The organism is Pseudomonas sp. LjRoot277 (assembly GCF_964253845.1).
Classification (GTDB): Bacteria; Pseudomonadota; Gammaproteobacteria; order Pseudomonadales; family Pseudomonadaceae; genus Aquipseudomonas.
On record NZ_CAXURI020000001.1, the window covers coordinates 346,753 to 360,237 of the forward strand.

Genomic DNA, 13,485 nt, shown 5'->3' on the forward strand with positions numbered 1-13,485 from the left:
GCTTGCTGAAAAAGCCCGCCGTCGCTGCGGGCTTTTTCATGGGTGAAACAAAAATCTTGGGCCTGCGTCGATCCCCTGTGGGAGTGAGCCTGCTCGCGATAGCGGTGTGTCAGGCAATATAAATACTGAATGTCACTCCGCTATCGCGAGCAGGCTCACTCCCACAAGGGGAATATCGGTGATCTCAGGGTTAGTGTTGGGCGTTCCAAAGGGCCAGCAACGCCGGCAACTCGCTCAGGCTGCGGATCTCGGCATCCGGTGCCTTCTCGGCTTCCCAAACCTTGCCTGCCGGGTTAAACCAGATCGCCCGCAATCCCGCCTGCTGGGCGCCAGCAATGTCGTCACCCGGATGATCGCCGATATGCACGGCCGTCTCGGCCGTCGCACCACCACGCTGCAACGCCTCATGAAACAGTCGCGCATCCGGTTTGCCGATGCCGATGTCTTCGGCGCACAAGGCAAACTTGAAGTAATCCGCCAGCCCTAAGCGGCGCACATCGGCGTTGCCATTGGTGACCACGCCGAGGGCATAGTGATTGGCCAGCGTCTCCAGGGTCGGTTGTACTTCCGGGAAGATTTCCAGCTGATGCCGGGCATGTAGAAACACTTCAAAACTCTGATCGGCCAGGTCTGAGGCCTGACCCTGGTCGTAACCGGCCTCTTCCAGCGCGTGGAACAAGACTCGGCGACGCAGGGCGCTGATGCGGTGCTTGAGGCTTGGTTCGCTGCTGAGGATCCGCTCTCGAATCGCCCACAAATGCTCCACCGGCACGGCGCCCAGATTCGGTGCATGCTCGGTCAGCCATTCACGCAATACGGCTTCGGCGCTGACGATCACCGGCGCGGTATCCCACAGGGTGTCGTCGAGGTCGAAGGTGATCAATTGAATTCTCATGACTCATCGCCTTTGATGCGTTTGGCCCTTGGATGGGCGCTGTCGTAAACCGTCGCCAGGTGCTGGAAGTCCAGGTGGGTGTAGATCTGGGTGGTTTTGATGTCCGAGTGGCCGAGCAATTCCTGCACCGCCCGCAGGTCCTGGGAGGACTCCAGCAAATGGCTGGCGAAGGAGTGTCGCAGCATGTGCGGATGCAGGTTCTGCCCCAGTTCGCGCTCGCCAGCGGCTTTAACCCGCACCTGAATCGCCCGTGGGCCGAGGCGCCGGCCTTGCTGGCTGACAAACACCGCGTCGTCCGCGGGATTGGTCATGGCCCGTAGCGGCAGCCACAACTCCAGCGCTTCGCGAGCTTTTTTGCCGACCGGCAGCAGTCGGGTCTTGCTGCCCTTGCCGAGTACTTGAACCATGCCGTCGGCCAGGTCCAGCTGATCCAGATTGAGCCCGGTCAGTTCCGACAGCCGCAAACCCGAGGAATAGAACAGCTCCAGTATCGCCTGATCCCGACGCGCCAGAAAATCATCCTCCACCGCGCCCTCAAGTAGTTGCAGCGCGCGGTCGGTATCGAGGGTTTTTGGCAGCCGACGTTCGCCCTTCGGCGGTGCCAGGCCGTTGGCCGGGTCGTGGTCGCAGAGGCCTTCGCGGTTCAGATAGTGATAGAGCCCGCGCACCGCCGACAGCAGCCGTGCCAGGCTGCGGGACGATTGGCCCTGTGAATGCAGGCGAGCGATCAGGCTGCGCAGACGCTGGATGTCCAGGGCGGCCCAACTGCTGATGTTCTGTTTGACGCACCAGCCCAGCACTTTGTCGAGGTCGCGGCGGTAGGCGTACAGCGTATGAGGCGACACCTGCCGCTCACTGCGCAGGTGTTCGCAGTAAGCGTCCAGTTGCCGTTCCATCATCAGCGTACCGAGCGCAGGGAGGTGTTGACCCGTGGCAGCACGCGGCCCATGACTTCGGCGATGTAGCTGAGGAACAGCGTGCCCACCGAACTCTTGTAGTGCTGCGGGTCACGGCTGGCGATGGCCAGGACGCCGTGGATGCCCTGGTAGCTGATGGCGACGACGGCGGTGGAACCGATCTGCTTGCGCTGTTCTTCGCCAAACAGGAAGTCCAGTTCGTGTTCACGCAGGCTGCCGCTGACGCTTTTGTCTTCCGAGAGCAAGCCGCCGATGGCCGTTTGCGCGTCGGCATGCGTGACCCAACGGCCGACCGGCATCGGGTTGTCACCCAGCAGGATCAGGCTGACGAAAGGCACCTGAAAGTCCTGGCGCAGACTGTCTTCGACGCTGATCACCACGTCTTCCAGGCTGGTGGCGTCCATCAGTGCGAGAATCAGGCGGCGGGTCTTGTCGAAAAGGCGATCGTTGTCGCGGGCCACGTCCATCAAGTGCGAGAGGCGATGACGCAGCTCGATATTGCGGTCGCGCAGGATGGACATCTGGCGTTCGACCAGCGAAATGGTGTCGCCGCGCTGGTGCGGAATGCGCAAGGTGGCGAGCAGTTCTTCATGCTCGACGAAGAAATCCGGATGAGCCTCCAGGTACGCGGCAATCGCCGCCGCCTCAAGGCTTTCGGAAGGGGATTCGTCGGGCTGTAGGGCGGGAACCTGGGGCTTATCTTTCATGGATTCGACTCTCTCAAAGACGCACTTGTCCTTCATAAACGCGCACTGCCGGGCCGGTCATCATGACCGGTTGGCCAGGGCCTGCCCATTCAATGGACAAACGCCCGCCGGGCAGGTCGATCAAAAGCGGCGAATCCATCCACCCCTGGCTGATCGCGGCCACTGCGGCAGCGCAGGCGCCGGTTCCGCAAGCCTGGGTTTCCCCGGTCCCGCGCTCCCAGACGCGCAACTGCGCGCGGCTTCGGTCGATGACCTGGAGAAAACCGACATTGACCCGCGCCGGGAAGCGCGGATGGTTTTCGATTTTCGGCCCCAGTTCATGCACCGGTGCATTGTTGATGTCGCTGACCCGCAGCACGGCATGGGGGTTGCCCATGGACACGGCGGCCAGATCGACCAGGGTGCCGTCGACGTCAACCTGATAGCTCGTGGCCTGCTCCGGCGCTTCAAATGGAATGTCGGCCGGCACCAGGCGCGGTGCGCCCATGTTGACACCGATCTGCCCGTCGCTGCGGATATCCAGTTCGATGATGCCGCTTTTGGTCTCGACGCGGATCTGCCGCTTCGCGGTCAGGCGCTTGTCGAGCACGAAGCGAGCGAAACAGCGCGCACCGTTGCCGCACTGTTCCACTTCGGAGCCGTCGGCGTTGAAGATCCGGTAGCGGAAATCCACGTCCGGGTTGCTGGGCGCTTCGACGATCAGCAACTGGTCGAAACCGATACCCGTATGCCGATCGCCCCATTGCTTGGCGTGTTTGGGCAGGATGTGCGCATGCTGGCTGACCAGGTCAAGGACCATGAAGTCATTGCCCAGGCCGTGCATCTTGGTAAAACGCAGCAGCATGGTTTTACTCCGGCAGCAGGCTTTCGCCAGCAAACAACTCGGCTACCGTCTCACGGCGACGCACTTCAAATGCCTGATCACCGTCCACCAACACTTCAGCGGCACGGCCGCGGGTGTTGTAGTTGGAACTCATGACAAACCCGTAGGCACCGGCCGAATGCACGGCCAGCAGGTCGCCTTCTTCCAGGGCCAGCTGACGATCCTTGGCCAGGAAGTCGCCGGTCTCGCAGATCGGTCCGACGATGTCGTAGGCGCGGGCAGCGGAATTGCGCGGGCGCACGGCGGTGACGTCCATCCAGGCCTGGTACAGCGCCGGGCGGATCAGGTCGTTCATGGCCGCGTCGACGATGGCGAAGTCTTTGTGTTCGGTGTGCTTGAGGTACTCGACCTGGGTCAGCAGCACGCCGGCGTTGGCGACGATGAAGCGGCCCGGCTCAAATACCAGCGCCAGGTCACGACCGTCGAGACGCTCGCGCACGGCTTTGATGTAGTCGGCAGCCAATGGCGGCTCTTCATCGCGATAACGCACGCCCAAACCACCACCGAGATCGATGTGGCGCAGGTAAATGCCGCAATCGCCGAGGCGGTCGACCAGGCCCAGCAGGCGGTCGAGGGCGTCGATGAAGGGTGGCAGGGTGGTCAGTTGTGAACCGATGTGGCAATCGACACCGACCACTTCCAGGTTTGGCAGTTGGGCGGCGCGGATGTATACGTCTTCGGCGTCAGCGATGGCGATGCCGAACTTGTTCTCTTTAAGACCGGTGGAAATGTACGGGTGGGTGCCAGCGTCGACATCCGGGTTCACGCGCAGCGAGATCGGCGCGCGAACGCCCAGCTCGGCAGCGACCACTTGCAGACGTTCCAGCTCATCGGTGGATTCGACGTTGAAGCAGTGCACGCCGACTTCCAGGGCACGACGCATGTCGTCACGGGTCTTGCCGACACCGGAGAAAACGATTTTGTCGGCGCTGCCGCCAGCGGCCAGTACGCGTTCCAGCTCGCCACGGGAGACGATGTCGAAACCGGCGCCCAAACGCGCCAGGACATTCAGAACACCCAGGTTGGAGTTGGCCTTGACCGCAAAGCAGACCAGGTGCGGCATGCCGGCCAGCGCATCGGCGAATGCCAGGTACTGGGCTTCGATGTGCGCACGGGAGTAGACGTAGGTCGGTGTGCCAAAGCGTTCGGCGATGGCGGACAGGGCAACACCTTCCGCGAACAGCTCGCCGTCACGGTAGTTAAAAGCGTCCATGGCGTTCCCTTATTGGTAGACGTCGTGCTTGTGTGCTTTCGACGGAGATTGCTGTGACGACTTGGCCTGCTCGGCAGGATCCTGGCTGTCATCGGGCAGGTACAGCGGGCCTTTTTGACCACAGGCCGATAATAAGCTGACAAAAGCGACGAGCGAAGCGAGCGCAGCAAGGGAAGAGATCAGGCGCTTCATGGCGAAATCCTTGAAAATGCATTAATTGCGCCGGAGTATACCGGCCACCCGGCAGCTTGCCTATGCGACGGGGCTCCCGTCCGGCGGGGCTTGGACCGTAGCGCGGTAACTTGTCCTGCGCCGTACGTGGATATTTCGTAACGCTATCGGGCCCTTGGTCGTTATCCTTTGCAATCACCGGGGCTCGGCCGTATCTTGCGGCGCTTGAGCGTGAGTAGACACTTTTTGAGGTTCCCGCAATGAGTTTGACTGAAGCCCGTTTCCACGACCTGGTCGATGCCACCCAGCAGACGCTGGAAGATATTTTTGACGAGTGTGACCTGGATATCGATCTGGAGAGCTCGGCCGGTGTGCTCACCGTCAAGTTCGAAAACGGCAGCCAGTTGATCTTCAGCCGTCAGGAACCGCTGCGGCAGCTGTGGCTGGCGGCCGTGTCCGGCGGGTTCCACTTCGATTACGACGAAGAGAGCAAGCGCTGGATGTGTGACAAGAGCGACGAACAACTCGGCGAGATGCTCGAGCGCATCGTCAAGCAGCAGGCTGACGTCGAACTCGATTTCGAAGGCCTGTGAGATCGTGACCCAGCCTGTGCCCGTTCGTCCGCCCAAACCGCTCTACAGCAATGTCAGCCCGGCGGTGGCTTCGCCGTGCAGCGGCGTGTGTCGGCTGGATGAGCAGAAGGTCTGCCTTGGGTGTTTTCGCCATGTCGAAGACATCCGCGAATGGCGCTCGGCCGATGACGATCGGCGGCGGGTTATCTGCGCCCAGGCTACACAGCGCAAACAGGTCGACGGGGCCTGACTTGTATATTTATTGAGCTGTGATAGTGTCGAGAAACGCCTCAACCCATCGAGGCTCGTGAAAACCCCGCCTTTTTCTGGCGGGGTTTTGCTTTTTCTGTGCAGAAGAAAGGAGTCTGCCCAAATCATGACCGCACCTTCAATCACCCTTACCCGTCTGGACGTGCAACGTCTGGAGCGCCTGATCGACAGCCTGGATGACACGCTGCCGGGCGTTATCGCGCTGCAAACCGAGCTGGACCGCGCCGATACCCTGGTCGGTCACGATGAAGTACCCGCCGATGTCGTGACCATGAATTCCCGCGTACATTGCCGCGAAGAAGGCAGCGGCAAGGACTATCACCTGACGCTGGTTTATCCGAAGGATGCCAATGCCGACGAAGGCAAGATTTCCATTCTGGCGCCAGTGGGCAGTGCCTTGCTCGGCCTTAAGGTGGGTCAGCACATCGACTGGCCGGCTCCAGGCGGCAAGACCCTCAAACTGACCTTGCTGGAAGTCGAATCGCAGCCGGCCGAGGGCGGCCACTTTCCGGAATAAACCCCTCAGACCTGCTCGAGCGCCTCGTTCAATGCGCGCTCCAGGTCAGCCTTGTAGCGCAAATACAAAATGCTTGAACTCTGACCATCACCGAGCAGGCCCGACAGGTCCAGGTCGGTGATGTAGCAGCGATAGCGTTCGGTTTCACGGCGCTGCTCGACGATTTCCCGGGCGACCACGCTGAACAGTTGGTCGCCATGTTCCAGCTCTGAAAATTCCCGCTGATTGCAATACAACGTGACCTGCACCTGTCCCGGTGCGGCTTTGCCGACAATCGCCTGCACGTCGTAGAACGGTTTGTTGACCGGGGTTTGCGGCGCTGGCCGAGCTTCGACCCGACGCGCCCGCACGGGGCCGGAGGGCAGCAGTTGGTAATACAAGGTGTCCAGGCTCAACGGCTGGGCGACGTCCATCGGCAGCAAGGCGTCGCGACGGTACTGGATCGATTGCAGGAAACGTTGCAGCGGCACCAGCAGGCTTTGCTCGTCGTGGTAGGGCAAGCGCTGCTGCCACAGGGCATTGAATTCATCCAGCACGTACAGGTCGGCGTGGTATTCGTTGATCCGGTAGAACACCTGAATGCAATCGGGCTGGCCCATCGGCAGGACCAGCGCCAGGTCGTGGTCTTCCAGTGCCATCGGGTCCAGGTGCAGTGGGCTGTAGCTTGGCCGCTCTTCGCCCAGGTAATCGACCAGCGCCGGCAGCGTGGCGAGGGCGACATGATTGACCTGGCCGGGCACCAGCTCCAGCACGTGGTAGTGCTGCTGGACCTGAATCAGGTAGCGATGATTGAGTTTGCTTAACAGCAGATTCTGCGCGGTGTCGAGGATCTCTTCGACCCGCCGGGCAATAAACTGTGCGCGGTTGTGGCAGAAGCACCGAACCCGCAACGTGGGTTGTTGTAGCCCGCCGGGCAGGTTGTTGAGGTAATCACGCACGCAGTCGAGCAGCGCGTGAGGGCCGTCGAAGCGGTTGACCAGCACTTCGTTCCAACTATTGAGCGTGACCTGATCCAGGGTCAGCACCAGGTTTTCCCGGACGCCGGCGTAACTGAGGGAATCGGTGCGCTCGGTGGTCATCAGGATGTTCAGGTCGCGGTGGTGCTTGAGTGGATCGACGCCGACGTTCACCAGAATCAGCACTTCGCTCGGCTCGCTGGCGCGCAGCAACGGTTCTTCGGCGACGGTCGTCAGCGGCAGGACGATGCTCTGTTGCAGGCTGCCGAGCAGGTTGAACAGCTCGAACTCGCTCAAATCGCTGCTGCCAGGATGCAAGGCCAGGCGAGTGCTGCTGTCGATCACGCCATTGCGGTGACACCAGGTCAGCAGTTCCAGCAATTGGCGGCTGCGCTTGATCGGTGCGAAATGCTCCCATTCGAGGGCCGTCAGGCTGCCGTTGTACAAACCCCACTGAGTTTGACCCGATTCTTTTTTGTTCGGCGCATGCACCAGCGTGAGGGTATCTTCGGCCAGATCCGGGGCGATGCCAGGGTTGATGAACTCGACCTTGTCGGCCTTGCGCTCGAAAGCCGCGTACAGCCGTCGACCCAGCACGTTGAGGTCGCGCTTGTTGATCAGGCTGGCGGTCTGTTCGTTGCGGGCGAACTGGGTCAGGAAGCGGTAGCTGTAATTGAGTTCGTTGACCAAGGCCCTTCGTTCAGAGCCGACCTGACGGACTTTCCACTGGCTGCGGCTGTCGAGGAGGGCCAGTTGACGATGGTCCCACTGCCATTCGTGGGCCAGGCGTTTGAGCAACGAACGCTGCCAGCTCTGAGTGCGACTGGTGCTGCCGGTGAGTTTGCGATTGACCTTCAGGTACAACGCCCGGCGTACCAGCTCCAGCCGTTCCGGCTCGCCACGGGCGGTCAGGTATTCCTCGATGCGTCGGTAGACCACGACGTACGGGTCCAGCTCATCAAGGTCGAGCCGATTGGCAAACACCGCTTGCTTGAAGCGCAGGCTCAGGCAATGAACCTTGGGGTGTTCGCTGGCATAGACCTCGGTCAGCAGAAGTTTGAGTACCGATTTGTACGGCGACTCGATGCCCTTGAACAACTGCCAGAGTCCGGCGCCGATGTATTCGCCAGGCGGGATATAGGCCAGATGCCCCAGGTCCAGGGTTTCGTCGGCACGGATGAAGCGCTTGGACATCAGCGTGTGGGTGTAACGGTCGTAGCTCGCTTCTTCGTAGACCGGCACCAGCCACCAGATGGGCGTGCGTCCGGCCAGCCAGATCGCGGTGCGATAAAACTCGTCCAGTAGCAAATAGTGCTGGGTGGTGCCGCAGTCTTCCGAGCTCAGTTGCGCATCACGTTCACCGCGTACGAAACGGGTCGGGTCGATCAGGAAAAAATGCGCCTCGGCGCCTTGGCTAGCGGCCCAGATTTCGAGGAGCTGGCATTTTTTGCGCAGCTCAGTGAGCTCGCTTTCGCTCAAGTCCGGCCCATGACAGACCCACACGTCCATGTCGCTTTGGTCGGCCTGGGCGAGGGTGCCGAGGCTGCCCATCAGGAACAGGCCGTGAATTGGTCGCGGCGGATTGCTGCCATGGCGGGGCTTATAGGAAAACGAGCGGGTCAGGCGCTGGGCTTCGGCGAGGGTGTTGGCATCGGGTTCGTAATTCGACAGCCCGGCTGGCGTGCTGCCCGAAACGTACCCCGGCAACAGCGGATGATTGACGTGGAAAAACAGCGGCAACAGGGTCAGTACCGCTTGCTGGCGGGTCGACAACCCTTCCATGGCGCGGGCCATACGGCCTTCATTGAGCTTCAGAAAACGTGCGCGCAGTTGGCTGAGAACCTTGCGGTCGATTCCCTCGTCCAGATCGGGGCGGATTTCATGGTGGCGGGTCATGTCAGCTCAAACCGGCTCGCGGGGCTCAGACGTGGGTGTCTGCGGATGAGGGCAGTTTAGCGCCTCGGCTCCAGGACTTTTAAGCTGATTTTGTTTTTCTGGCGTCAGATTTTTATCGCGGGGCGACGGCAGGCAACAGGGCAGGTAACGAAATGTGCCCGCGGAAATCCCGTAGCAGGGGTTTCCGTGGGCGCTACGGTAATGCTCAGGCAGTTTCCCGGACGTTGAGAATGGTCAGAACGGTTTGCACATTTTGCGCGGCGTCACGGCCCAGGCTGGTCAGATAACCGCCATCGGGCTGAGTGATCAGTTCTTTGTCGAACAGGCGTTGGGCGGCGGCAATGGCTTTCGGGGCAGCGGTCTGATGAATTTTCAAACCTTCCTGGGAACTGTCCAGGTTGAAGAGTGCGAGGATTTCCAGTTCGGCAACCAACTCAGGGGTAAGCGACATAAGGACTCCAGACTTTCTAGGAATTGGACGACAGCGTCCCTAAGGTGATCCCACTCGGGCGGCATGTCCAGTGCTCGCGACAGGGTTTTTTCGCCTTGGGAAGCATTCCCCGGTGGGTGGTGCGGCAGCGGGGTGGATACAGTGTAGTCAGGGTCTGAGAAACGGTTGTCTGAAATGAAAAAGATCGCAACCTTCAGCAGGTGCGATCTTTGATTTTATTTCTTTTCCGGCGGCAACTCTGGCAATGCACGCAACGCAGCTTCGTACCATTCGGTGTTGAACGCGCGGTCTTCTTCGAGGATCGCGTCGATTTCCACCGCCAGAACGTGGGCCATCAGATTGAGGATTTCTTCACGCTCGTAACCCACCAATGTCAGCTTGTTGAAGGTCGCCTTGGCGGCTGGCGGGTTGTCGCTTTCGATCTGGTTTTCGATGGCTTCGACCAGGGTGTTTTCGGCGAACTCTTCTTCGTCGATGTCGTCGTTGTTGATGCCGGGGGTTGGCTCGCTCATGGCAGGCTCCTCAAGTTAAGGCGGCCAGTTTACCTGCATTCAGCGCTGTGATGCTGCTGGCAAGAAACGTCGCGGCGTTCTATAAGAGGCACCTGCCAACCCCGCACGGCCTGGAGGCTATGTGATGCTCAAGCTTTATGGATTTTCCGTCAGCAACTACTACAACATGGTCAAGCTGGCGTTGCTCGAGAAGGGACTGCCGTTTGAAGAGGTGCTGTTTTACCCGGGGCCGAGCGCCGAGGCGTTAGCCATCAGCCCGCGCGGGAAGGTGCCGGTGCTGGGCGTCGAACAGGGTTTCGTCAACGAAACCAGCGTGATTCTCGAATACCTCGAGCACAGCCAGAAAGGCACGCGGCTGTTGCCGAGCGATCCCTTTGAGCGGGCGCAGGTCCTGGCACTGGCCAAGGAAATCGAGCTGTACATCGAATTGCCGGGGCGAGCCTGCTACGGCGAAGCATTTTTCGGCATGACGGTGCCGGATGCGATCAAGGACAAGACCAAAGCCGAGTTGCTGCTGGGGTTTGCCTCACTGGGCAGGCACGGCAAGTTCGCCCCTTATGTGGCAGGCGACAGCCTGAGCATTGCGGATTTGTATTTCCTCTACAGCGTGCCGCTGGCCTGTGCGGTGGCGCAGAAGCTGTTTGACCTGGATTTGCTGGCCGAGATGCCGGCGGCCAAGGCGCTGCTGGAGCGTCTGGGGCAGAATCCGAATGTGCAGCGGATTGCAAAGGACAAGGAAGCGGCAATGCCTGCGTTTTTGGCGATGGTCGCGTCCAAGAAGTAGGTTTTTGCAGCGTCTTCAAGACCGCTTTCGCGAGCAAGCCCGCTCCCACAGGGAGAACGCATTCCAAATGTGGGAGCGGCGGTGCGACGATTCGACTTGCTCGCGAAGCTTTTGGCGGTTTAGCGGCTGGCGAGCAATGCCTGACCGCGAGCCACAGCCTTCTTGACCTGTGCCGGCGCAGTCCCGCCGATATGGTCACGGGCATTCACCGAGCCTTCCAGGGTCAGCACGGCAAACACGTCCTGGTCGATCTGGTCGCTGAACTTGCGCAGTTCTTCCAGGCTCATTTCCGCCAGGTCTTTACCGCTTTCCACGCCGTACTTCACGGCATGGCCAACGATTTCGTGGCAGTCACGGAACGGCAGACCGCGGCGAACCAGGTAGTCGGCCAGGTCGGTGGCGGTGGAGAAACCGCGCAGGGCTGCTTCACGCATCATCGCGTGCTTGGGTTTGATCGCCGGGATCATGTCGGCAAAGGCCCGCAGCGAGTCGCGCAACGTGTCGGCGGCGTCGAACAGCGGCTCTTTGTCTTCCTGGTTGTCCTTGTTGTAGGCCAGTGGCTGGCCTTTCATCAGGGTCAGCAGGCCCATCAGCGCGCCGAATACGCGGCCGGTCTTGCCACGCACCAGCTCTGGAACGTCCGGGTTTTTCTTTTGCGGCATGATCGAGCTGCCGGTGCAGAAACGGTCCGGGAGATCGATGAACTGGAACTGCGCGCTGGTCCACAGCACCAGCTCTTCGGAGAAGCGCGACAAGTGCATCATCGCGATGCTCGCGGCCGAGCAGAACTCGATGGCGAAGTCACGATCGGACACGTTGTCCAGTGAGTTACCACCAACAGCGTCGAAGCCCAACAGTTGGGCGGTGAATTCGCGGTCGATCGGGTAGGTGGTGCCCGCCAGTGCGGCGCTGCCCAGTGGCATGCGGTTGGTACGTTTGCGGCAGTCGACCAGGCGCTCGTAGTCGCGGCTGAGCATTTCGAACCAGGCCAGCATGTGGTGCCCGAAGGTCACCGGCTGCGCGGTTTGCAGGTGAGTGAAGCCCGGCATGATGCTGCCGGCTTCGCGTTCGGCCTGCTCCAGCAAGCCTTTTTGCAGGCGGGTGATTTCGCTCAGGATCAGGTCGATCTCGTCACGCAGCCACAGGCGGATGTCGGTGGCGACCTGGTCATTACGGCTGCGACCGGTGTGCAGCTTTTTACCGGTGACGCCGATGCGGTCGGTCAGACGCGCCTCGATGTTCATGTGCACGTCTTCGAGGTCGATGCGCCAGTCGAACTGGCCGGCCTCGATTTCACCCTGGATGGTCTTCAGGCCATCGGTGATGCTGTCGCGCTCGGCATCGGTCAGCACGCCGACCTTGGCCAGCATTGTGGCGTGAGCGATCGAGCCCATGATGTCGTGGCGATACAGGCGCTGGTCGAAAGTGACGGAGGCGGTGAAGCGGGCGACGAAGGCGTCGACGGGTTCACTGAAGCGGCCGCCCCAGGACTGATTGGTCTTGTCAGTGCTCATGAATTCGCTCGTGTCGGCTGAAGAAAGATGGCGTAGAAAGCTGTCGCGGATAATAACAGGGTTGCCAATCCTGTCGCTGACACTGGTCGATACGTTTTTTTCTCAGGCGGCGGTCCATACTCGAATCAACGCCGAGGGGATTCGCGCAACGATATTTTTCAATTGAGCAATATCGTGCCGGCAACCGTCTACAGTTGGACAGTAGGATCAGCGCACTTCCAGACGCTGCAGCTGACTATAAGAAGAGGGGGTGTTCATATTGTGTATCAACAAACCCTACGGCGATGCCTCGCCAACGCGGGCCTGGGCCGCCAAACGCACGACAGATAAAAATTTAGCCGTCGGTCGGGCGGCACTTTTTGGCCCTCGCGCTAGTCTTAGCGTGGATCGCGGTGACGGACGTCACTTCACCTGTCTACGCTATCCTTGTGCGAGACTCACGCAGGAATCCAGCGCAATATGAATGTCCTGATCGTTGATGACGAACCCCTTGCCCGCGAGCGCCTGAGCCGAATGGTTGGCGAACTCGAGGGATACAGTGTCCTGGAGCCTAGCGCCACGAACGGCGATGAGGCGTTGGCTCTGATCGACAGCCACAAACCCGATATCGTGCTGCTCGATATCGGCATGCCGGGCCTCGATGGCCTGCAAGTGGCTGCACGATTGTGCGAACGCGAAACCCCGCCCGCCGTGGTGTTTTGCACAGGGCCCGATGAATTTGCCGTGGAAGCCTTACAGGCCAGCGCCGTAGGCTATCTGGTGAAACCTGTGCGTACAGAACAATTGCATGAAGCGTTGAAAAAAGCCGAGCGGCCCAATCGCGTCCAGCTCGCGGCCCTGACCCGTCCCGCCGCCGAAAGTGGCAGCGGCCCGCGCAGCCACATCAGCGCCCGTACCCGTAAAGGTATCGAATTGATCCCGTTGGGACAGGTGGTCTACTTCATTGCGGATCACAAATACGTGACCTTGCGCCACGAAGGCGGCGAAGTGCTGCTGGATGAGCCACTCAAGGCCCTTGAAGATGAATTTGGCGATCGCTTCGTGCGAATCCACCGCAACGCGCTGGTCGCCCGCGAACGCATCGAACGCCTGCAACGCACGCCTCTGGGGCATTTTCAGCTGTTCCTCAAAGGCTTGAACGGCGACGCCCTGATCGTCAGCCGACGGCATGTGGCCGGCGTGCGCAAAATGATGCAGCAGCTTTAATTCGCCGCTCACAGGCGTATT

The 13,485-nt window shown here is 60.5% G+C and carries 15 protein-coding genes and 1 pseudogene; 6 read left to right on the forward strand and 10 right to left on the reverse strand.

The annotated features are described in order from the left end of the window. Window positions 1–190: 190 nt before the first annotated feature. From ACSQ87_RS01620 to lptM, 6 genes are read right to left on the reverse strand one after another with little or no spacing between them, the layout of a single operon-like run. Window positions 191–895 (reverse strand): HAD family hydrolase, encoded by a 705-nt coding sequence (locus ACSQ87_RS01620; RefSeq protein ID WP_223429535.1) that lies wholly within the window; start codon window positions 893–895, stop codon window positions 191–193. Further along, window positions 892–1,791 carry a tyrosine recombinase XerC gene (gene xerC / locus ACSQ87_RS01625; RefSeq protein ID WP_008150257.1) on the reverse strand — a complete coding sequence of 300 codons (900 nt, stop codon included), beginning with the start codon at window positions 1,789–1,791 and terminating at the stop codon, window positions 892–894. Before xerC ends, ACSQ87_RS01620 begins: the two co-directional genes overlap by 4 nt. 2 nt (window positions 1,792–1,793) lie before the next feature. Beyond that, a complete protein-coding gene (locus ACSQ87_RS01630) occupies window positions 1,794–2,519 on the reverse strand; it encodes a DUF484 family protein (protein WP_046045082.1) in 726 nt (241 codons plus the stop codon). Between the two features lie 13 nt (window positions 2,520–2,532). Beyond that, window positions 2,533–3,363, reverse strand: a complete 831-nt coding sequence (gene dapF, locus ACSQ87_RS01635) for a diaminopimelate epimerase (protein ID WP_436273236.1) — start codon at window positions 3,361–3,363, stop codon at window positions 2,533–2,535. Between the two features lie 4 nt (window positions 3,364–3,367). Further along, on the reverse strand, window positions 3,368–4,615 hold the full coding sequence (gene lysA / locus ACSQ87_RS01640) for a diaminopimelate decarboxylase (protein WP_223429532.1): 1,248 nt from the start codon (window positions 4,613–4,615) through the stop codon (window positions 3,368–3,370). Between the two features lie 9 nt (window positions 4,616–4,624). Next, entirely contained in the window at window positions 4,625–4,807 is a 183-nt protein-coding gene (gene lptM, locus ACSQ87_RS01645; RefSeq protein ID WP_223429531.1) for an LPS translocon maturation chaperone LptM, read from the reverse strand. Between the two features lie 239 nt (window positions 4,808–5,046). On the opposite strand from lptM, the gene cyaY reads away from it, so the two are divergent. The 3 genes from cyaY (at window position 5,047) to rnk (ending at window position 6,145) form a co-directional block, all read left to right on the forward strand. Continuing rightward, a complete protein-coding gene (gene cyaY / locus ACSQ87_RS01650; protein WP_223429530.1) occupies window positions 5,047–5,379 on the forward strand; it encodes an iron donor protein CyaY in 333 nt (110 codons plus the stop codon). Between the two features lie 4 nt (window positions 5,380–5,383). After that, window positions 5,384–5,608, forward strand: coding sequence for a DUF1289 domain-containing protein (locus ACSQ87_RS01655; protein ID WP_150657861.1), 225 nt, complete (start codon window positions 5,384–5,386; stop codon window positions 5,606–5,608). Between the two features lie 126 nt (window positions 5,609–5,734). Then, entirely contained in the window at window positions 5,735–6,145 is a 411-nt protein-coding gene (gene rnk, locus ACSQ87_RS01660; protein WP_046045088.1) for a nucleoside diphosphate kinase regulator, read from the forward strand. A gap of 5 nt (window positions 6,146–6,150) precedes the next feature. Here the strand turns inward: rnk and ACSQ87_RS01665 are convergent, their stop codons facing one another. The 3 genes from ACSQ87_RS01665 to ACSQ87_RS01675 form a co-directional block, all read right to left on the reverse strand. After that, complete coding sequence (locus tag ACSQ87_RS01665; RefSeq protein ID WP_436273237.1) at window positions 6,151–8,997, reverse strand: class I adenylate cyclase; 2,847 nt, start codon at window positions 8,995–8,997, stop codon at window positions 6,151–6,153. Between the two features lie 205 nt (window positions 8,998–9,202). Next, a complete protein-coding gene (locus ACSQ87_RS01670) occupies window positions 9,203–9,448 on the reverse strand; it encodes a TIGR02647 family protein (protein WP_008150272.1) in 246 nt (81 codons plus the stop codon). Window positions 9,449–9,663: 215 nt separating this feature from the next. Beyond that, window positions 9,664–9,960, reverse strand: coding sequence for a hypothetical protein (locus ACSQ87_RS01675; RefSeq protein WP_046045090.1), 297 nt, complete (start codon window positions 9,958–9,960; stop codon window positions 9,664–9,666). Window positions 9,961–10,084: 124 nt separating this feature from the next. Here ACSQ87_RS01675 and ACSQ87_RS01680 point away from each other — a divergent pair, with 124 nt between their 5' ends. Beyond that, window positions 10,085–10,744 (forward strand): glutathione S-transferase family protein, encoded by a 660-nt coding sequence (locus ACSQ87_RS01680; protein WP_436273238.1) that lies wholly within the window; start codon window positions 10,085–10,087, stop codon window positions 10,742–10,744. Window positions 10,745–10,863: 119 nt separating this feature from the next. On the opposite strand, the gene argH is transcribed toward ACSQ87_RS01680, so the two are convergent. Further along, window positions 10,864–12,258 (reverse strand): argininosuccinate lyase, encoded by a 1,395-nt coding sequence (argH, locus tag ACSQ87_RS01685; RefSeq protein ID WP_010465079.1) that lies wholly within the window; start codon window positions 12,256–12,258, stop codon window positions 10,864–10,866. A 143-nt stretch (window positions 12,259–12,401) separates the two neighbouring features. Between argH and ACSQ87_RS01690 the strand changes: the two are divergent. After that, window positions 12,402–12,721: pseudogene (locus tag ACSQ87_RS01690) on the forward strand (sensor histidine kinase); the annotation flags it as partial. Further along, a complete protein-coding gene (locus ACSQ87_RS01695) occupies window positions 12,718–13,464 on the forward strand; it encodes a LytR/AlgR family response regulator transcription factor (protein ID WP_046045093.1) in 747 nt (248 codons plus the stop codon). The pseudogene ACSQ87_RS01690 and the gene ACSQ87_RS01695, both read left to right, overlap by 4 nt. Window positions 13,465–13,485 lie beyond the last annotated feature (21 nt).